The sequence below is a fragment of the Streptomyces sp. NPDC028368 genome (assembly GCF_055565615.1).
The window spans coordinates 1-19,797 of sequence record NZ_JBVHTY010000034.1 but is presented as its reverse complement, the minus strand read 5'-3'; the positions used below and the strand labels follow the sequence as shown (position 1 = coordinate 19,797).

Annotated in this window: 19 protein-coding genes and 1 rRNA gene; 13 read left to right on the top strand and 7 right to left on the bottom strand. The window is 69.7% G+C overall.

The window, feature by feature from the left end:
* Window positions 1-159: 159 nt before the first annotated feature.
* From pstC to pstB, 3 genes are read left to right on the top strand one after another with little or no spacing between them, the layout of a single operon-like run.
* The gene (gene pstC, locus ACZ4S3_RS39665) at window positions 160-1,164 is read left to right on the top strand and encodes a phosphate ABC transporter permease subunit PstC (RefSeq protein WP_467943574.1); all 1,005 of its coding nucleotides are present in this window, start codon (window positions 160-162) and stop codon (window positions 1,162-1,164) included.
* Window positions 1,161-2,240, top strand: coding sequence for a phosphate ABC transporter permease PstA (pstA, locus tag ACZ4S3_RS39660; RefSeq protein ID WP_467943572.1), 1,080 nt, complete (start codon window positions 1,161-1,163; stop codon window positions 2,238-2,240). The genes pstC and pstA overlap by 4 nt, the downstream gene beginning before the upstream one ends.
* 39 nt (window positions 2,241-2,279) lie before the next feature.
* Window positions 2,280-3,056 (top strand): phosphate ABC transporter ATP-binding protein PstB, encoded by a 777-nt coding sequence (gene pstB, locus ACZ4S3_RS39655; protein ID WP_467943570.1) that lies wholly within the window; start codon window positions 2,280-2,282, stop codon window positions 3,054-3,056.
* A 174-nt stretch (window positions 3,057-3,230) separates the two neighbouring features.
* On the opposite strand, the gene ACZ4S3_RS39650 is transcribed toward pstB, so the two are convergent.
* Together ACZ4S3_RS39650 and ACZ4S3_RS39645 are read right to left on the bottom strand one after the other, a co-directional pair.
* On the bottom strand, window positions 3,231-4,229 hold the full coding sequence (locus tag ACZ4S3_RS39650) for an inorganic phosphate transporter (RefSeq protein WP_467943568.1): 999 nt from the start codon (window positions 4,227-4,229) through the stop codon (window positions 3,231-3,233).
* 9 nt (window positions 4,230-4,238) lie between these two features.
* Window positions 4,239-4,859 carry a DUF47 domain-containing protein gene (locus ACZ4S3_RS39645; RefSeq protein ID WP_128509895.1) on the bottom strand — a complete coding sequence of 207 codons (621 nt, stop codon included), beginning with the start codon at window positions 4,857-4,859 and terminating at the stop codon, window positions 4,239-4,241.
* Between the two features lie 209 nt (window positions 4,860-5,068).
* Between ACZ4S3_RS39645 and ACZ4S3_RS39640 the strand changes: the two genes are divergently transcribed.
* A complete protein-coding gene (locus ACZ4S3_RS39640; protein ID WP_467943566.1) occupies window positions 5,069-5,458 on the top strand; it encodes a metal-sensitive transcriptional regulator in 390 nt (129 codons plus the stop codon).
* 23 nt (window positions 5,459-5,481) lie between these two features.
* Here ACZ4S3_RS39640 and ACZ4S3_RS39635 read toward each other — a convergent pair whose 3' ends face one another.
* Both ACZ4S3_RS39635 and ACZ4S3_RS39630 read right to left on the bottom strand, forming a co-directional pair.
* Window positions 5,482-5,694, bottom strand: a complete 213-nt coding sequence (locus tag ACZ4S3_RS39635; protein WP_467943565.1) for a hypothetical protein — start codon at window positions 5,692-5,694, stop codon at window positions 5,482-5,484.
* 152 nt (window positions 5,695-5,846) lie between these two features.
* Window positions 5,847-6,707 carry an SCO4651 family lipoprotein gene (locus ACZ4S3_RS39630; protein ID WP_467943564.1) on the bottom strand — a complete coding sequence of 287 codons (861 nt, stop codon included), beginning with the start codon at window positions 6,705-6,707 and terminating at the stop codon, window positions 5,847-5,849.
* A gap of 556 nt (window positions 6,708-7,263) precedes the next feature.
* Here ACZ4S3_RS39630 and ACZ4S3_RS39625 point away from each other — a divergent pair.
* On the top strand, window positions 7,264-8,880 hold the full coding sequence (locus ACZ4S3_RS39625; RefSeq protein WP_467943562.1) for an FAD-binding oxidoreductase: 1,617 nt from the start codon (window positions 7,264-7,266) through the stop codon (window positions 8,878-8,880).
* A gap of 69 nt (window positions 8,881-8,949) precedes the next feature.
* On the opposite strand, the gene ACZ4S3_RS39620 is transcribed toward ACZ4S3_RS39625, so the two are convergent.
* Together ACZ4S3_RS39620 and ACZ4S3_RS39615 are read right to left on the bottom strand one after the other, a co-directional pair.
* Window positions 8,950-9,729: a phosphatase PAP2 family protein gene (locus ACZ4S3_RS39620; protein ID WP_467943560.1), complete on the bottom strand. Its 780-nt coding sequence runs from the start codon at window positions 9,727-9,729 to the stop codon at window positions 8,950-8,952.
* 244 nt (window positions 9,730-9,973) lie between these two features.
* A complete protein-coding gene (locus ACZ4S3_RS39615; RefSeq protein WP_467943559.1) occupies window positions 9,974-10,978 on the bottom strand; it encodes a C40 family peptidase in 1,005 nt (334 codons plus the stop codon).
* Between the two features lie 205 nt (window positions 10,979-11,183).
* Here ACZ4S3_RS39615 and ACZ4S3_RS39610 point away from each other — a divergent pair, with 205 nt between their 5' ends.
* The 8 genes from ACZ4S3_RS39610 to ACZ4S3_RS39575 all read left to right on the top strand — a co-directional run bounded on the left by ACZ4S3_RS39610 (window position 11,184) and on the right by ACZ4S3_RS39575 (window position 19,451).
* The gene (locus ACZ4S3_RS39610) at window positions 11,184-11,306 is read left to right on the top strand and encodes a hypothetical protein (RefSeq protein ID WP_467943557.1); all 123 of its coding nucleotides are present in this window, start codon (window positions 11,184-11,186) and stop codon (window positions 11,304-11,306) included.
* A gap of 29 nt (window positions 11,307-11,335) precedes the next feature.
* Entirely contained in the window at window positions 11,336-11,533 is a 198-nt protein-coding gene (locus tag ACZ4S3_RS39605) for a DUF397 domain-containing protein (protein ID WP_467943555.1), read from the top strand.
* Between the two features lie 287 nt (window positions 11,534-11,820).
* Window positions 11,821-12,129 (top strand): hypothetical protein, encoded by a 309-nt coding sequence (locus ACZ4S3_RS39600; RefSeq protein WP_046930918.1) that lies wholly within the window; start codon window positions 11,821-11,823, stop codon window positions 12,127-12,129.
* A gap of 476 nt (window positions 12,130-12,605) precedes the next feature.
* Complete coding sequence (locus tag ACZ4S3_RS39595; protein WP_467943553.1) at window positions 12,606-13,451, top strand: DUF8175 domain-containg protein; 846 nt, start codon at window positions 12,606-12,608, stop codon at window positions 13,449-13,451.
* Window positions 13,441-14,775, top strand: a complete 1,335-nt coding sequence (locus tag ACZ4S3_RS39590) for a hypothetical protein (protein ID WP_467943551.1) — start codon at window positions 13,441-13,443, stop codon at window positions 14,773-14,775. Before ACZ4S3_RS39595 ends, ACZ4S3_RS39590 begins: the two co-directional genes overlap by 11 nt.
* Window positions 14,776-14,777: 2 nt before the next feature.
* On the top strand, window positions 14,778-16,334 hold the full coding sequence (locus tag ACZ4S3_RS39585; protein WP_467943589.1) for an SCO6880 family protein: 1,557 nt from the start codon (window positions 14,778-14,780) through the stop codon (window positions 16,332-16,334).
* Window positions 16,335-16,371: 37 nt separating this feature from the next.
* Complete coding sequence (locus tag ACZ4S3_RS39580; protein ID WP_467943587.1) at window positions 16,372-17,796, top strand: ATP-binding protein; 1,425 nt, start codon at window positions 16,372-16,374, stop codon at window positions 17,794-17,796.
* Window positions 17,793-19,451: a type IV secretory system conjugative DNA transfer family protein gene (locus ACZ4S3_RS39575; RefSeq protein WP_467943549.1), complete on the top strand. Its 1,659-nt coding sequence runs from the start codon at window positions 17,793-17,795 to the stop codon at window positions 19,449-19,451. The genes ACZ4S3_RS39580 and ACZ4S3_RS39575 overlap by 4 nt, the downstream gene beginning before the upstream one ends.
* A gap of 253 nt (window positions 19,452-19,704) precedes the next feature.
* Here ACZ4S3_RS39575 and rrf read toward each other — a convergent pair.
* Window positions 19,705-19,797 (bottom strand): 5S ribosomal RNA (gene rrf, locus ACZ4S3_RS39570); the annotation flags it as partial.

Here is a 19,797-nt window from a genome sequence, read left to right as displayed (position 1 = left end):
CCCCCCCCCCCCCCCCCCCCCCCCCCCCCCCCCCCCCCCCCCCCCCCCCCCCCCCCCCCCCCCGGGGGGGGGGGGCCCCCCCCGGGGGGGGCCCCCCCCCCCCCGTCCGGTGCACCGCCGCGCCAGGAGCCCTCGCCGGCTCCGCAGACCGGAGAAACCATGAATTCAACCGCTGCACACACCGACACGCCGCCACCGCCGCCCTCCGGAAGCGATGACTCCGCCTCCATATCCGGCAAGACGGTCCGTCCCGGTGACCGGATCTTCCTCGGGCTCTCCCGCGGCTCCGGTATCGCCCTCCTGGTGGTCATGGCGGCCATCGCCGCCTTCCTCACCTACCGGTCCGTGCTCGCCATCTCCGGCGACAAGGCCAACTTCTTCACCACCCTCGACTGGAACGCCAGCGGCCTGGAGCCGAAGTTCGGCATCGCCGTACTGGCCTTCGGCACGGTCGTCAGCTCGGTGATCGCGATGGCCATCGCGGTCCCGGTCGCGGTCGGCATCGCGCTGTTCATCTCGCACTACGCCCCGCGCAAGCTGGCCTCGCCGCTCGGCTATGTCATCGACCTGCTCGCCGCGGTGCCCAGCATCGTCTACGGCCTGTGGGGCGCGCTGTTCCTCGTACCGCATCTGACCGGCCTCTACAGCTGGCTGGACGACTACCTCGGCTGGACCGGCATCTTCAGCTACGGCGACGGGGCCGCCCGCTCCCTGTTCACCGTCGGCATCCTGCTCGCGATCATGATCCTGCCGATCGTGACCAGCGTCAGCCGCGAGGTCTTCCTCCAGGCCCCGAAGATGCACGAAGAGGCCGCCCTCGCGCTCGGCGCCACCCGCTGGGAAGTCATCCGGATGTCGGTGCTCCCCTTCGGCCGCTCCGGCGTGATCAGCGCCTCCATGCTGGGCCTGGGCCGCGCGCTCGGCGAGACGATGGCCGTCGCCACGGTCCTCTCCCCCAGCTTCCTGATCGGCACGAGCCTGCTGGACCCGGGCGGCGGCACGTTCGCCCAGAACATCGCCAGCAAGTTCAGCGAGGCCGATGAATTCGGCCAGGACGCCCTGATCGCGTCCGGTCTCGTCCTCTTCGTGATCACACTGCTCGTCAACGGCGCGGCCCGCCTGATCATCGCCCGCCGCAAGGAGTACTCGGGAGCCGCCGCATGAGCACCCTCACCGACCGTCGTCCGGTCTCCGATGGCGGCACCCCGCTTCCCGTCTCCCTCAAGCAGGCCCGGCTGCCCCGCTGGAGCCCGCCGGTCATCGCGCTGGTCGCGGCCGGTGCGGGCTGCGGCATCGGCCTGGCCGCCGAGCTCGACAGCAGGATCCAGTGGGGCCTGATCGCCGCACTGCTCTTCCTCTTCGGTACGTACGCGCTGTCCGCGGCCGTCGAAGGCGGCCGGCAGGCCAAGGACCGGCTGGCCACCAGCATGGTCTGGACGGCTTTCCTGCTCGCCGTCATCCCGCTCGCCTCCCTGCTGTGGGAGACCGTCGCCCGCGGCACCAAGGTCCTGGACGGCTACTTCCTCTCGCACTCGATGGGCACCCTGCCGGACGCGCTGCCCGGCGGCGGGATCTACCACGCGATCATCGGCACCCTGGAGCAGGTGGGCCTGGCGACCCTGATCGCCGCGCCGCTCGGCCTGCTCACCGCGATCTACCTCGTCGAATACGGGCGCGGCAAGCTCGCCAAGGTCGTCACCTTCTTCGTCGATGTGATGACCGGCATCCCGTCGATCGTGGCCGGCCTGTTCATCCTCTCCGTCTGGATCCTGATCCTCGGCTTCGGCCCGTCCGGCTTCGCCGGCGCGATGGCCCTGGCGATCCTGATGATGCCGGTCGTCGTCCGCTCCACCGAGGAGATGCTCAAGCTCGTCCCGAACGAGCTGCGCGAGGCCTCCCTCGCCCTGGGCGTCCCCAAGTGGCGCACGATCCTCAAGGTCGTCCTCCCCACCTCCATCGGCGGGATCACGACCGGTGTGATGCTCGCCATCGCCCGCATCGCCGGTGAGACCGCCCCGGTGCTGCTCCTGGTGTGGGGCGCGAAGACGATCAACAGCAACCCCTTCGAAGGTGCCCAGCAGTCGCTTCCGCTGTATGTGTTCCAGCAGTGGCAGCAGGGCTCCGAGGCCTCCTACGACCGCGCCTGGGCCGCGGCACTGGTCCTCATCGCCTTCGTCATGATCCTGAACCTGGTGGCCCGCGGCATCGCCCGCTGGAAGGCCCCCAAGACCGGTCGCTGACGCGGCCATCAGCGACCCCTGAAAGAAGCAGTGATCCCCATGGCCAAGCGAATCGACGTCAGCGGCCTCTCCGCCTTCTACGGCAGCCACAAGGCCATCGACGACATCTCCATGACCGTCGAGCCGCGCTCGGTGACCGCCTTCATCGGCCCCTCCGGCTGCGGCAAGTCGACGTTCCTGCGCACCCTGAACCGTATGCACGAGGTCACCCCCGGCGGCCGCGTGGAGGGCAAGGTGATGCTGGACGACGAGAACCTCTACGGCTCCGGCGTCGACCCGGTCGCCGTCCGCCGCACCGTCGGCATGGTCTTCCAGCGCCCCAACCCGTTCCCCACCATGTCGATCTTCGACAATGTGGCGGCCGGCCTGCGCCTGAACGGCTCGCACAAGAAGAGCGAGCTCAAGGAGATCGTCGAGAAGTCCCTCAAGGGCGCCAACCTCTGGAACGAGGTCAAGGACCGCCTGAACAAGCCCGGCTCGGGCCTCTCCGGCGGCCAGCAGCAGCGCCTGTGCATCGCCCGCGCGATCGCCGTGGAGCCGCAGGTCCTGCTGATGGACGAGCCCTGCTCCGCCCTCGACCCGATCTCCACCCTCGCCATCGAGGACCTGATCGGCGAGCTCAAGGAGCGCTTCACGATCGTCATCGTGACGCACAACATGCAGCAGGCCGCCCGCGTGTCGGACCGTACGGCCTTCTTCAACCTCGCGGCCGTCGGCAAGCCCGGCAAGCTGATCGAGATCGACGAGACCGAGCGGATCTTCTCCAACCCGTCCGTGCAGGCCACCGAGGACTACATCTCCGGCCGCTTCGGCTAGGCCGCCGTGCCTGATTCAGGCCGACGCCCCTGAGCGTCCTGCGGTGCTGCATGGCGGTGCCACCGCAAGGCGAAGGGCCCGCCCCTCTTCCCGGGGGGCGGGCCCACTTTCGTCTGTCCGGCGGACGGTGCGGCGCCTTAACGGACGCTGCGGCTCAACGGACGGTGCGGCGCCTTACGAGAACGCCAGCTGGATGATCCAGTACGCCAGCGCCGCAACACCGGCCGCCGCCGGCATCGTGATGAACCAGCCCATCACGATGTTCTTGGCGACGCCCCAGCGCACCGCGCGCGAGCCCTTGGTGGAGCCCACGCCCATGATCGCGGAGGTGATGACATGGGTCGTGGAGATGGGCGCGTGGAACATGAAGGACGCGGTGTACATGACCGAGGCGGCCGTGGTCTCCGCGGCGAAGCCCTGCGGCGGGTCCAGCTCGATGATCCGGCGGCCGAGCGTGCGCATGATCCGCCAGCCGCCCGCGTACGTACCGAGCGAGAGCGTGATCGCACAGGCCAGCTTGACCCAGATCGGGATGGCGTCGTTGGCGTCCTCGACATCGGCGATGACCAGGGCCATCACCACGACACCCATGGTCTTCTGGGCGTCCTGCAGACCGTGGCCGAGCGCCATGCCCGCGGCCGAGACGGTCTGCGCTATGCGGAAGCCGCGCTTGGCCTTGTGCGGGTTGGACTTCCGGAACATCCAGAGGATGACGACCATGACCAGATAGCCGAGCAGCAGGCCGATCACCGGCGAGATGAACATCGGCAGGACGACCTTCTCGATCACCCCGGTCCAGATCACCTCCGTGCCACCGGCGAGCGCCGCCCCGACCATGCCGCCGAACAGCGCGTGCGAGGACGACGACGGCAGCCCGAAGTACCAGGTGACGAGGTTCCAGACCACCGCGCCGAGCAGCGCGGCGAAGAGGATGCCCATCCCCTTGTTGCCCTGCGGCGTGGCGATCAGCCCCTCGCTGACCGTCTTGGCGACGCCGCTGCCCAGAAAGGCACCGGCGAGATTCATCACGGCGGCCATCGCGAGCGCCGCCCGCGGGGTCAGCGCCCGCGTCGAGACCGAGGTCGCGATGGCGTTCGCCGAGTCATGGAAGCCATTGGTGTAGGTGAAACCGAGCGCGACCGCAATGGTCACGACGAGCGCGAAGGTGTCCATGGGCGGCGCTCAGGACTCCTTGACCGCGATGGTCTCGACCGTGTTGGCGACATGCTCGAACGCGTCCGCCGCCTCTTCCAGGATGTCCACGATCTGCTTGAGCTTGAGCACCTCGATGGCGTCGTACTTGCCGTTGAAGAGGTGCGCGAGCAGCTTGCGGTGGATCTGGTCGGCCTGGTTCTCGAGGCGGTTGACCTCGATCCAGTACTCGGTGAGGTTCGACATCGTGCGCAGATTCGGCATCGCCTCGGCGGTCAGCTCCGCCGCCCGCGCCAGCACCTCGATCTGCTGGTCGACGCCCTTGGGCAGCTCCTCGACCTTGTACAGAACGACGAGATCGACGGCCTCCTCCATGAAGTCCATGATGTCGTCGAGCGACGAGGCGAGGTTGTAGATGTCCTCGCGGTCGAACGGCGTGATGAAGGACGAGTTCAGCTGGTGGAAGATCGCGTGCGTCGCGTCGTCCCCGGCGTGCTCCGCCGCCCGCATCCTCTCGGCGATCTCTGTCCGCGCGGAGGCGTCGGCCCCGAGCAGTTCCATCAGGAGCTTGGAGCCCGTGACGATGTTGTCCGCGGAGGCGGCGAACATGTCGTAGAAGCTCGTCTCCCTGGGGGTCAGACGAAAGCGCACGTGAAATCCTCGGGGTGCATCGGATTCGGTCGAGTTGATGCTAGGCGCATCATCCAGCCACAGCTAACCGGCATTCCTTCAGTGTCGCCCATCGGGCAGCATGCTCTGCACGGGGTACCGCCGGTGCCCGCAAAGTTCGGTACAATATACCCACCAGGGGTATAGGGATCGCCTGTATACGGAACGTCGAGATACCACGGGAGACGGCCATGACGACCACGGACGCCGACACCAACGGCACCGCCGCAGCCGCCGCGGCCGGCGACACCCCGCAGCCGAAAACCGACCCTGACACGGTGACCGATCACGACCTGGGCATCCACGGCTACGCCAAGCAGAAGGACGCCCACATCAAGCGGCTGCGCCGGATCGAGGGCCAGATCCGCGGTCTGCAGCGGATGCTCGAAGAAGACGTCTACTGCATCGACATACTCACCCAGGTCTCGGCGAGCACGAAGGGCCTGCAGTCCTTCGGCCTCCAGCTCCTCGAGGAGCACCTGCGGCACTGCGTCGCGGACGCCGCCGTCAAGGGCCCCGAGGCCATCGACGCCAAGGTCCAGGAAGCGACCAAGGCCATCGAGCGGATGCTGCGCACCTGACCGGCCGGCCATGGGAGCGCCGGCTAGGCGCGTCTGGCCCGGCCGGAGGACGGCGGCACCAGCTCCGCGCCGTCGCCGTCCTCCCCGTCCACGTCCAGCACCTCGTCGATACGGTCCGGGCTGAGCCGATCCTCCGCCGCGGCCGCGGCCGCGATCATCAACTCACCAGTCAGGTCGATCTCGACGAGGGCTACGTGGTCCTGAACCGTCTGATGGCGGTGTGCGGCCACGTACAACACCTCCTCCTTCGAGCGCCTTCCCACGCCTCTGGTGGTTACCGCCCAGCGTAGGGACGGGCGCACGCTCCGCGCATGGCACGGATGGACCATTTCCGCCATCCGGCAAGCGCCCCGGGCAGATGCCCGCGCCCCCTGCGGGACGGCTCCCGCTACGGCGCCGCGGAGGCGATCTTCCCGGCGTAGATGTCCCCGCCCCGCGGCAGCGGCACCGCGGCCTTCGCCCCGAAGTCGTACAGCTCTGTGGTGGATGTCACCGGCACCCCCTTGGGCACACCGTTGGCGAAACAAAACCGCTGGCGCACCTTGCGCAGCCGCCCGGCGTCGTCGAGATACGCATCGAACGGCACCACGCCGGTGGTGAACCCTTTCTTCGCCGCGACCAGCGCCGGCCTGCTACGCCGCGACGCCGCCCGCGCGGCCACCCCGATGTCCGTAATGCCGCGATAGTGCCGCACCCGCACCCCACCCAGCCACTCCTCCCCCCGGTACGTCACCTTCCGTGCCCCCCGCAGCAGTTCGGCGGCGGCCAGCGGATCGGTCGCGCCGCCGGTGACCAGATTCCCGTCGTCCAGCGAGGCGGTGGCCACCCGCACCCACTTGTCGGCCGGCACCCCCGCGCCACGGTTCTTCATGAACAGCGCGCCGGGTGCCAGGATCTCGGTGACCGGCTGATGGCCCTCGCCGGGCCGGCCCCCGGGATCCGGCAGCAGGACGCGCAGCTGCCCGCTGCTCGCACGGAAGTCGTAGGCCCCGGTGCCCCGGATGGCGACGCGGGTGCCGCCGCTCGCGGTCTCCATCGCCGTACGGACCCGGGCGGAGCCGGCCCCGACCAGCGCGTCGGCGCTGCGCAGAATCTCCGAGGCGGCCGCGGCCCGGCCGGGCGGTGCGTGGTCGTCGGCGGCGGCACCGTCGGGGGAACAGCCCGTCGCCAGCAGTCCGACGGCCAGACCCGCCCCGCACGCCACGGTCACGGCGGCCGCACCGCCGCCTCGTCTGTCCTGCACCACCATCGCGTACGAGCCCCCTCGGCCGCTGTGTTCGGGACGGCCTGTGCCGACCGAACGGTTCAACGACCAACACCGGGGGCCCGTCACGCAGACCCCCTCGGGGCGCGTAGCGTGTCGGGGTGCCCGACCGAGCCCCGCACACGACCTCCACGACCGAACGCGGATCCTTCTGTCACGCCCGCTGCGACTGCGGCTGGCGGGGGCCGGCCCGCCGCGCCCGCTCCCAGGCACGCACCGACGCCGAGCGCCACCAGGCCGCCTCCGAGGGTGACGCGAAACACCCCCCGGAATGACCCGGTCCTCCCCGGGAACCCCCAACGCCCCTACCGCATCTGGGTAATAGGGGAAGCAAAGCACCGAACGGCAGCGGAATTCACGGCCATAACGGGATGTCGTAGGGCAACAAGCGCCGGACGACGGGGGCCATTTCCGGACACGACGGTATGCACCCGTTTTGCGCCGCCGCCCGGTGATCCGCTTCCTGCACGCGCCCCGTGACCACCGGCCGGGCAATCGGCGGGCGGGGCTGGACCGTACGAATCGAGGGGGAGACATCCCAGTGAAGCGGCGCACACTCCTGCAGGCCGGCAGCACACTCGCGGCGACCTCGGTCGCCTGGGCCACCGGCTGCGACACCACGACCGGCAAGGCGGGCGCGGCGCCCTCCACCGGAGCCGCGACCGGCGCGGGCGCGGGCGCGGTGGGGACCAATGCGGCCTCCGCCCCCGCGGGCGCCGTCGGCAACCGGGCCACCCAGTCCTCCTGGACCGCACTCGGCAAGAGCCTGGACGGCAAGCTGATACAGGCCTCCGACGCGGCCTACGCCACCGCCCGCCGCCTCTACAACACCCGCTACGACAGCCTCAAGCCGTCGGCCATCGCCTACGTCAAGCACCCGTCCGACATCGCCGAATGCCTCGCCTTCGCCCGCCGTTACGGCACCCCGGTCGCCATCCGCAGCGGCGGCCACTCCTACGCCGGCTGGTCCAGCGGCAACGGCAAGCTCATCGTCGACGTCTCCGCCCTCTCCAAGGTCGGCGCACCGTCCGGCGGCATCACCCGCATCGGCGCCGGCGCCAAGCTCATCGACGTCTACGAGGGCCTGGCCCCACACGGCGTGACGGTCCCCGGCGGCTCCTGCCCCACCGTCGGCATATCCGGCCTCACCCTCGGCGGCGGCCATGGCGTGGTCTCCCGCGCGTACGGCCTGACCTGCGACAGCCTGGTCGGCGCCACCGTCGTCACGGCCGACGGCAAAACCCTCGACTGCGACGCGAAGCAGCACTCCGACCTCTTCTGGGCGCTGCGCGGCGCGGGCAACGGCAACTTCGGCGTGGTCACCGAACTCCGCTTCCGTACCCATCCGGCGCCGCGCGCGGTCATGGCGTACATGACCTGGCCCTGGGCCAAGGCGGCGAAGGTGGTGGCGTCCTGGCAGAAGTGGGGCCCGGCGCAGGCCGACGAGATATGGTCCGCCTGCCATCTCGACGCTCGCCCCGGCGGCACCCCCGCCGTCTCCGTGGCCGCCTTCTCCCTCGGCTCGTACAACGACCTCAAGAACGCGATCGACAAACTCGCCGACCAGCCGGGCGGCCCCGGGCCCGCCTCCAGCGTCCACCTCACCCCGACCGGCTACCTGGACGCGATGGAGTCCTACGCCGGCTGCTCGTCCAAATCCACCGCACAGTGCCATATGCCGGGCACCCTCCCCGGCCACACCGGCAGCGGCCAACTGGGCCGCGAGACCTACGCCGCCCGCTCGCACTTCTTCGACCGCTCGCTCTCCGCGGCCGGCATCCAGACCCTGATGGCCCAGATAGAGAGCGGCGGCCGCAAGGGCGTCAACGGCAATGTCGCCCTGACGGCACTGGGCGGCGCCATCAACCGCGTGGGCCGCACCGACACCGCCTTCGTCCACCGCGGATCCCGCTTCCTCGCCCAGTACTTGACGTCCTGGCCGTCCACCGGCTCCCCCACCACCCGCACCGCATGGCTGAATTCCTTCCATGCCGCCATGCGCCGCCACTCCTCCGGCGCCGCCTACCAGAACTACACGGACCCGGCGCTCACCGACTGGAAGTCCGCCTACTACGGCCCGGCCGCCGACCGCCTCGCCAAGGTGAAGCAGAGCTACGACCCGCAGCGGCTCTTCAGCACGTTTCCGCAGGCGCTCTGAGGGTGCGTACGGCAACGGCCCGGCCCCGCGGTGGGGTCCGGGCCGTTGCCGTGTGTCCGAAGGCCGGGGTCAGGCGGCCAGGTCCTTGTCCCGCCGCTTCGCCCGGTCCCCCTCCGGGTCCCGGTGCTGCGACGGCATCGGCGAGCCGGTGGCCGCCACCCGCTCACCGTCCGCGTCGTACTCCGCGCCGGCGCCCGTACGCGCACCGGCATCCGCCGCCGGACTGCCCGGCACCCGCACCCACCACGCGATCCACCCGATCCGCGACCGCCCGATCGCGGTCATCAGCGGTACGAGCAACGCCTGCGCAACCGGCGCGAGCAGCAGCGCGACGGCCGTCCCCAGCGCGAACCCGCCCACCACATCGGTCGGGTAGTGCACTCCCATGTACACCCGGCAGAACCCCTCCGCCAGCGCCAGCGCGATCCCGATCAGCCCGTACTTACGGCTGGCGACGAACAGCCCCACGCCCACCGCCATGGTCAGCGTCGCGTGATCACTCACAAACGAGAAGTCGCTCTTGCCCGGGATCAGCACTTCCAGCCCGGCGTGGTCCTTGAACGGCCGCGGCCGCTCGACGAACGCCCGGATCGGGATATTGGCGAGCAGCGCGATACCGGCCGCCAGCGGCGCCCAGACCAGTCCGGCGACGGCGGCAGGAGCATCGGGCTTGCGCCGCGCGGCCCACCAGGCGATCAGACACAGCACCCCGAGCCCGGCGATGATGCCGTACTCGCCGATGTACTCCATCGCGCGGTTGACCCAGTGCGGCGCATCCTTCGCAAGGCCGTTGATGCCGTCGAGCACGTCGACATCGGGGTTCGGCCCCTCCAGTGCGAGTCCAGCCATCTGCCGCGACCCCTTACCTTTCGCGCGCGCGAGCGCCTGTGTGTGCTGCCGGCCCCCGTGATCGTCGAGCGTCTGCCGCGTCCTGTGCTTGCAGCTCGGATACGTCCACACGTCCCCACGCAAAGGAAACGCGGTGCCCCCCTCCGGCGTTCCACTCTCTACCGGATGATCACCAGGACGTTATCGAAGCTTGACCCATCGCCGCAGTTCAGGGCCCCACTCCTGCCCCGCTCCGGCCCAATCCTCACGCAGCATTTGCGCGCGGCAGCGCTTTCGCGCCATCCGAGGTGACCCGGGTCGCCCCGATGTAATCCGGCGTATCGATCTTGTCGAACCGGATCACGGCTCCCGTATACGGAGCATTGATCATGTAGCCGCCCCCCACATAGAGCCCCACATGGTGAATCGACCGCGGATCGTTCAAGTCGTACGCGAAGAACACCAAATCCCCCGGAAGCAACTCATCCCGCTTCGGGTGCGGCCCGGCGTTCCACTGGTCGTTCGCGACCCGCGGCAGCTCGATGCCCACCGAGTGGTACGCGGCCTGGGTCAGCCCGGAACAGTCGAACCGCCCGCCCTGCTCCGCCGTCCCGGTCCCGCCCCACAAATATCTCTTCCCCAGCTTCTCCTGGGCGTAGTAGATGGCGGCCGCGGCCTGCCTTGACGACGCCACCGGCCCCGTCGGCGCCTCAAAGCTCTTCGCCAGCGTCGTAATCGTCTTCACGTAGTTCTGCGTCTCGCGGTACGGCGGCACCCCGTCGTACTGAATCACCCGGTACGCCCCCGCGTTGTACGCCGCGAGCATGTTGCGCGTGGCGTCCCCCGAGGCGCCCTTCACATATTTCGCCAGCTCACAGTCGTACGAAGCGGCCGACGGAATGGCATCCTCCGGATCCCAGACGTCCCTCTTCCCGTCCCCGTTCCCATCCACCCCGTGCGTCTGCCAGGTCCCCGGAATGAACTGCGCCATCCCCTGCGCGGCCGCCGGACTCTGCGCCTTCGGGTTCCACCCGCTCTCCTGATAGAGCTGCGCCGCCAGCAACGCCGGGCTGATCGCCGGACAGAGCGTCCCCCACTTCTGCACCATCGACTGATACGCAGCCGGCACCGCCCCCTTGGCCAGCCCGACCGCCCGCCCCCCGGCCGCCGCCATCCCGGCCGCCGCCGAATACGTCCCCACCACCAGCAACCCGATCAGGCAGAGCACCAGCCCCACCCCGACCCCACCGGCAACCCAGAATTTCCGCACGCCTCAACCCTCCCCCATCGGGGGCGGGTTCACCGGCCTTTCCCGCACCCGTGCGCGATTTACGGCCGCGGGGCGGGGCACGGGGCGGCGCGCGGGAGCGCGTCACAGCATCTGCCGGGGGCACCTCCTCACACCCGGCGTCCGCACCCGGTCGCCCCCAGATGCGCGACACTGCTCAGGACACCTTGAGACAGGACGTAACCCCATGGACCAGAACAACCCGAAGCAGATGAGCCGCCACCTGTGGTGGCGTGTGGGGTATTTCCTGTTCGCCATCCACCTCGTGGCACTCATCATGATCTTCGCCATGTCCCACGCCCCGAAGTAGGCGCGGCACCCACTCCCCCAAGGACCCCCATGTCCCTCACCTGGCACAAGGCAACCGACGACCCGAATGCCCCGGAGTACATCGAGGTCGCCTTCGCGGACGACGGCGCCGTGCATCTGCGGACCAACACCGACCCCGGGAACATCGTCACCACCACCCGCACCAAGTGGGACGCCTTCGTCCTTGGCGTGAAGGCCGGGGAGTTCGACCACTTCGCCGGACTCTGAGACCGGGCCGGAACCCGGCCGGCCGGGCATGACCGCACGGCCGCCGCTCGCCGATGATCATTGCTCAGGGTTATCGGCCGTGATACACAAAGTGAGACTAATGGGCTCAGTGGACGGTGTGAGCACCCACGCACGCATCTCTCCACGGGATCCCTCAAAGAAAGCCGCCAAGTCGACTTCTGATGGCGCCTTCGTCAGCGAAGATAGGGGCTGACTGTGCCATCGGAGCACAGGCGCACAACTACCCATAAGGGGCGGTGAGTTCACACATGGCGCACATGTCACACATGTTCCTTGCAGCCGAAAAGGGCGACATCACCACCATCATCGGCGGAATCGCCCCGGACTGGGGGCCGTTCGGGAGCCTGGGCAACGAAGCCCGAGTGATGGTCGAAGTGGTCATGGCAGTCGCGATCCTGCTGTGCCTGGGCATCGCGATCTGGGGCGCGGCCAAGCAGCGCATCGGCGCCACCGCGCTGCGCGACACCTTCAGCGCCGAACAGGGCAAGGGTCTGATCGTCGCCGGCCTGACCGGGGTCTTCATCATCGGATCGCTGGGGACGCTCTTCACCATCGTCTACGGCATGGCGGTCTAGCCCGCACACAGCCCCCGTGGGCACCAGTGCCCGCACCGCACACCCCGGCACGCGCCCGTCCCGGCGCCGCCCCCGTGCGCCCCCGCCCGCCACCTCTCCGCCGCCCCGTGCCCCCACTCGCTCCCACTGGCCCCACCTCCCCTGCCGAGGCCACATGCTGACGCCCACTCACCCCGGCCCCGCCCCCTCTCCGTCACACATGCGCCACCTCTGCCACCAGCGGGCCGATTGGGCAGGCCGCTGCGCGGGGACAGGTGGATCCGGAGAGAAGAAGGCCACGGCAGGCGCGGAACAGGCGATGGGCGCAAATCCCCCAGAGTCCCCCATTCGCCTCTGCCGCCCAGCATCTGAGGAACCGTCACCGTGAGATGTACTCGTACCACTTCGCCCGAGCCGCCGCACACGCGGCTACGGTCATATGAGGGCGGCACCACGACGGCACGAACGGCGATGGCGGCAGAGGGGGCACAGGGGCGATGAGTCTCAACGATGACGGCGGCTACGGCGGCGACCGCGGTCCCGAGACGGGCCAGACCCGTACGAGACTGCCCGACAGCGGAGGCGACGGCTACGGCTCGGCCCGCCGCTCCCGGACCGGCATGTCCAGCCGGAACCTCGTCATGGCCGTCGGCGTGGTCGTCCTGCTGATCGCGGCCATCGCCTTCGCCAACCGGACCGGAAGCGGCAACAGCGAGTCCCCCACCAACGACTCCCCCAAATCCACCGACACCCAGCCCACCACCCCCACCGGCACCAAGCCGGTCACCGACAAGAACAGCGGCATCGCCTCGGGCTTCGCCAAGACGCAGCAGGGGGCGCAGTCGGCGGCGGCGAATTATGTCGTGGCACTCACCAGCGACGGGATGTACCAAGCCGCCAAGCGGCAAGAGATCACCAAGGCCGTGTACGCACCGACCGTGGCGGCCGCGCGCAAGGACGGCCTCGACAAGGTGTACTCCGACCCCCGGTTCCTCGGCCGCATCGGCCTCAAGCCGGACGGGAGTGCCCCCAGTGGCACGACATTCGTCTCTCGTGCCAACCCGGTCGGCACGAAAATCGAATCGCTCAAGGGCGACTCCGCCAAGGTCTCGGTCTGGTACTCCGCACTCTTCGGCCTCGCGGGCACCGCGTCCAAGAACCCCGTCTCGGAGAGCTGGTACACCAACACCTTCGCCCTCAAGTGGATCGACGGAGACTGGAAGGTCACCAACTTCACGCAGAAGGACGGGCCGGCTCCGGTCGGACGGGACCAAGCCGCCGCATCGGCAGAAGACATGACCAAGGCCGTGCAAGGGTTCGGAGGGTTCACTTATGCCCGCTAACAGTCGCCGCCGCACCCTGTCGCTCGCAGCGTTGGTGACGGGTACCCAGACAGCCGCCGTGCTCCTGGCCACACGCGCGTTCGCCGCACCAGAGCCCAAGCCGAGCAATGACCCCTGCGACCTCATCCGCGGCCCCGCCAAGGACTACTGCCAATCCGGCGACAAAGCCGGCGCCGGCACCCCCAAGCTCCCCTCCACCAACCCCCTCGACAACAACCCCCTCGACCCCCTCACCTCCCTCGCCAAAGGCTGCGCCAAAGCCGCCGCCTGGATCGTCTCCAAGCTCTCCGACGCCGTAAAGGCAACCTCCCAGGTCGACTTCACCAACGCCGCCTTCCTGCGCCAGTACGCCGTCGTCTTCGCCGCCTCCACCGTCCTGACCCTCGTCCTGTGGCTGCTCGCCGTCGCCAAGCGAGCCGTACGCGGCGTACGGCTCACCGAAGCGATCAGCGAAGCGGTCGGCTTCCTCTGGCTGACCGTCCTCGCCTCCGCCTTCACCCCGCTCATCCTCTACACGGTCGTCTCGGCGACCGACGGCGTCACCGAGATCATCGCGAAGGGGACGGGCGCCCAGACCGACACCTTCTTCGGGGCGTTCTCGCAGGCGCTCACCAAGGGGACGGACATCGGCGGCGGCCCGATCATGCTGATCGTGGTGTCGCTGGTCTCGGTGCTCGCCGCCGGTGTGCTGTGGCTGGAGCTGGTGGTCCGCGCCGCCCTGCTGTACGTCGGCGCGCTGCTCGGCACCGTCGTCTACGCGGGGCTGGTCGACAAGAACATGTGGGCGCACGTGCGCCGCTGGGCAGGCATCATGATCGCGGTGATCATGGTGAAACCGGTCATCGTGATAGTGCTCGGCATCGCCGGCGCGCTCTCCTCCGACAAGGGCCCCAACTCCTTCTCGGCCGTCGTCTCCGGCCTCGCGATCATCCTGCTCGCCATCTTCGCCAGCGCCATGATCTACCGCTTCGTCCCCGGCTTCGGCGACGAGATCGCGAACTCCCGCAACAACCGGATCATGCAGGGTGCCGAGAACAAAGCGGCCGCCGTCATCAGCTCTCCCGCCGCCCTCGTCTCCCAGGGCATCAAGACGCACAGCACCCGCAAATCCGGCGACGGCGGCAGCCAGGGCGGACAGAGCGCCCAAGGCGGCCAGTCCCGCCAGGCCGACTCGGTGGCCGGCGGCGTCGCCGCGCACAGCTCGCGCTCCGCCGGCGGCCGGGCCGCACCCCCCGCTCCCCGTACGAACCCCAACCCCGGTCCGAGCAGCAGCGCCCACGGCAACGCCCGCACTGGCAAGACAGCAGGAGGTGATGGGCGTTGAGTATGCACTCCCACCCGATCGCGCCCCGGCGCACATATCTGATCGGCCGCGCCCGGCCGAACGCGATCGTCGGCAAGAACCGCGAGACCGGCGAGATCGCGCTGATCATCGCGGGCGCATTCCTCGGCATGATGTGCGGCCTCCTGGTCCCGGTCCTCCCGCTGCGGATCGTCACGCTCACCGGCTTCCCGATGCTCGGCCTCGCCGCCGTATACGTCCCGTACAAGGGCCGTACGTTCTACAGGTGGTTCGAGATCAACCGCAGCTATCGCCGTACGGTCCGCAGCGGCGCCACCTACCGCTCCGGCGCCGCCGAGGCAGGCATCCGCTTCGACGGGCGGGAGATCGAGATCGGCCCGCCGCCCGGCATCGGCCGCATCAACTGGCTGGCCGCCCCCTTCGGCCCGGACGAGATCGCCGTACTGCTGCACGCCGACCGCAAGACGGTGACGGCCGCCATCGAGATCGAAGGGCCGGGCGTCGGCCTGCGCGACAGCGAGGACCAGGAGGCGCTGGTCGACCGCTTCGGGACGCTGCTCAAGCACGTCGCCAACGGAGACGGATTCGTCACCCGCCTGCAGATCCTGGCGCGCACGCTGCCCGCCGACCCGGACGCGCACGCCAAGGACGTCGACCAGCGCGGCGACAAGAGCTCCCCCCACTGGCTGCAGGAGTCCTACGACCAGCTCCAGTCGATGGTCTCCACCTCCTCCGAGCAGCACCGCGCCTACCTCGTCGCCTGCATGCACTACACCCGCGAACTGGCCGCCGAGGCCCACACCATGGCGCGCGCCGCCCGCACCCACCGCGGCGGCCTGCTCGGCAGGAAGCTCGACCGCGACGCCGGCCTCGCCGTCGTCATGGCCCGCGAGCTGACCGATATCTGCGCCCGGCTGGCGGAGGCGGACATCCGCGTACGCCAGCCGCTGGGCCAGGGCCGCCTCGCCTCCCTCGTGCACTCCATGTACGACCCGGACCACCCCATCGACCACATCCAGGCGATGAGCAAGCGCAACGCCTGGCCCGCCGAACTGGACGCCACCGAGCCGACCTACCTCCAGGCCAAGACCCGCGAGTCGACGACCCGCGCGCCCTGGTGCCACTCCACCGCCTGGGTCAAGGAATGGCCACTGACCCCGGTGGGCGTCAACTTCCTCGCGCCCCTCCTGGTGCACACCCCGGACGTGATCCGCACGGTCGCCGTCTGTATGGACCTGGAGCCCACCGAGGTCGCCATCGAGCGGATGCTGACGGAGAAGACGAACGACGACGCCGAGGCCAGCCGCGCGGCGAAGATGAACCGCGTGGTCGACCCCCGCGATGTCGCCCACCACGGCCGCGTCGACCAGCGCGGCGAAGACCTGGCCTCCGGCGCGGCCGGCGTCAACCTCGTCGGCTACATCACGGTCTCCTCCCGCTCGCCCGAGGCGCTCGCCCGCGACAAGCGCACCATCCGCGCCTCGGCCGGCAAGTCCTACCTCAAGCTGGAGTGGTGCGACCGCGAGCACCACCGGGCGTTCGTCAACACCCTGCCGTTCGCGACCGGGATCCGCCGCTAACGCCGCTAAGCCGCTGGGAGGCGCGTACGTCATGGCCATGTTCGACCCGCTCGGTGCCCTCACCGACGCTTTCACCAGCTTCCTGTTCGGGAAGGTGGAGACGACACGGCTGCCCGTACGCACCTCCACCGGCCAGGCCCAGGCCGTCTATCTGCCGACCGCGGCCCCCGGCCTCGGCGACTCCGGCGTGATCATCGGCCGCGAGGTCTACAGCGGCAAGGGCTACATCTACGACCCCTTCCAGCTGTACGGCCAGCAGCTCCCGGCCCCCCACTGGCTGGTCCTCGGCGAATCCGGCAACGGCAAGTCCGCGCTGGAGAAGACCTACGTGCTGCGCCAGCTCCGCTTCCGCGACCGCCAGGTCGTCGTCCTGGACGCCCAGGGCGAGGACGGCGTCGGCGAATGGAACCTCATCGCCCAGGAACTGGGAATAACCCCCATCCGCCTGGACCCCACCGCCGCCCTCAACGGCGGCATCCGCCTCAACCCCCTCGACCCCTCGATCACCACCACCGGCCAGCTGGCCCTGCTCCGTACGATCATCGAGGTCGCGATGGGCCACGGCCTGGACGAACGCTCCGGCTTCGCCCTCAAGGTGGCGCACGCGTACGTCAACGAGACCATCACCAACCGTCAGCCCGTCCTGACCGACATCGTCGAGCAGCTGCGCCACCCGGAGGCGGAGTCGGCGGAGGCCATGAACGTCGATATAGACGACGTACGGGCCTGGGGCCTGGACGTGGCGCTGGTCCTGGACCGCCTCGTCGACGGCGACCTGCGCGGCATGTTCGACGGCCCGACGTCGGCGGGCATCGACCTCGACGCACCGCTCATCGTCTTCGACCTCTCGCACATCGACCGCAACTCCATCGCCATGCCGATCCTGATGGCGATCGTCGGCGTATGGCTGGAACACACCTGGATCCGTCCCGACCGGAAGAAACGCATCTTCCTGGTCGAGGAGGCCTGGCACATCATCAACTCCCCCTTCGTGGCCCAGCTCTTCCAACGTCTTTTGAAGTTCGGCCGACGGCTCGGCCTGTCCTTCGTGGCCGTCGTCCACCACCTCAGCGACGTGGTCGACGGCGCGGCCGCCCGTGAGGCCGCGGCCATCCTCAAGATGGCCTCCACCCGCACCATCTACGCCCAAAAAGCCGACGAAGCGCGCGCCACGGGCCAGGTCCTCGGCCTGCCACGCTGGGCCGTCGAGATCATCCCGACCCTCACCCCCGGCATCGCGGTCTGGGACGTCAACGGCAACGTCCAGGTCGTCAAACACCTCATCACCGAGGCCGAGCGCCCGCTGGTCTACACCGACCGGGCGATGACCGAATCCTCCGCCATGCCGACGGACGAGGCACGCGCCCTCGAAGCGGCGGCGGACGCCGAGGCCGAGGCGCGCGCCGAAGCCCTGGCAATGGAACGGCAGTTGAGAGACGAGTCGAGCGAGACGGTGGCGTGACACGCGGATACGAGCCGGAGCGAGGCCACGGCAGATACGGCAGCCGGGACGACCATGACGGCAGGGGCGCCCGCGGCCGCGAGCGCGGCATCCCCGACGCGCTGCTCATAGGGCTACTGATCTTTCTGCTCGGCCTGACCCTGCTGGTCTGGACGGCGACCGGCCTGGCCGGCCTGCTGTCCCACGGCGCCTGGCCGAACGGCGTCACCTACCCCGGCACCCCCCTCGCCCTACGCCATCTCGTCTCCGCCCCGCACGACCTGGCCGCCGCCTGGCCCCACACCTCCAAGGGCCAGCTCTCCGGCTACGGCCTGTTCTGGGGCATCCTCATCGGCGAGCTGATGGTGCTGCTGGTCCTGACCATCTTCGCCCTGGGCACGGTCACCCGCTATCGAGCCGTACGCGCCACACGCCGCCAAGCCACTCGCGCGGCAGCCCTCACCGCGGCGGCGGCCGAACCCGAGACCGCAACCACGGCCCCCCGCACCCACGACACAGCGCCCGCACCCGCACCTGCCCCACCCCCCGCGTCCCTTCAGAAACCACCCGCCGCGACCGGCGCTCCCACCGCACCTGCCGTCGGCCTTCTCCCCGACCAACGCCCCACTCCCGCGCCGGATTCCCTCCTCCACGGCAAACCCACCGAATCAACCGAACGGGTGAATTTCACCGAACCGCTCCCCTCAGCGGAACCGGCCGAAGCAACGACACTGCCCCAACCGTCACTCCCCCGCCTCCACTTCGGCCACGACCGCTCCGCCACCCGCACCACCGCAGCCGCCGTCGTCACCGCCGCCGAAGGCCCGCTGATCGTCGCCACCACCGACCCCGCCCTCTGGGCCGACACCAAGGACGCCCGCGCCAAGCTCGGCCCCCTGGTGACCTACGACCCCACGCACCGCCTCGACACCCCGGCCCGGCTGCGCTGGTCGCCCACCTCGGGCTGCGAGGACATCGCCACCGCCACCGCCCGCGCCGCCGCCCTCCTGGCCCCCGTACGCCCCACGAGCACCCTGGACTCGGCCGTCGCGGACGCCGCCCAGACCCTGCTGCGCTGCTGGCTGCACGCCGCCGCCGTGGACGGCCGCCCATTCCGCCAACTGCACCGCTGGGCCCATGCCACAGGCGCCGCACAGGAACCCGTACGCATCCTGCGCACCAACCCCAAGGCATCGGCCGGCCAGGCGGGCGAGCTGGAGTCCGTCCTCACCGCTCACGCCGAACGCCGCGAAATGGCCAAGGAGTTGCTCGGCCGCGCGCTGGCCGCCCTCTCCTCGATCCACATCCGCGACGCCTGCAATCCTCCCCGAGCGGATTCCCTCATTCTCGAATCATTCATCGACGAGGGGGGAACGCTCTACGTGGTAGGCGAACCCATCGAGGACCCGCGTACCGACCCGGGTGCGATGCCACTGCTCACCGCACTCCTCTCGCACGTGGTCGAGCACGGCCGCCGCATGGCCGAACGGTCATCTGACGGTCGGCTCGACCCACCACTCACCCTGGTCCTGGACGACATCGCAGCGCTCGCCCCGTTGCCGACGCTCCCCGATCTCCTCGAGACCGGCCGTACACGCGGCTTGCTGACCCTGGCCACCATGCGCTCCCAGGAACAAGCCCGCGCCCGCTGGCCCCACCAGCCCCTGCCTGTCTGACGAAGCACCCCGGGTCAGACCTCCCGCCCAGCCCCGGTACGAGCCCGAAGCGCCCCCGCCCCGAAGTTCCCCGCGAGATCCTCACCGGGCAGCGCACCGGCCGTACCACCCGCCCGTACGGCGCCTGCCCCCACCCGGCACCCCGGCTGGACCAATCCACCAACGCCGCCGGCTGGAAACGCAATTACCCCAAACGCAAAAATGCCTCGTTCCCCGAGTCGAAACTCGGGGAACGAGGCATTTTCTAAAATTTGTTCGGCGGCGTCCTACTCTCCCACAGGGTCCCCCCTGCAGTACCATCGGCGCTGAAAGGCTTAGCTTCCGGGTTCGAAATGTAACCGGGCGT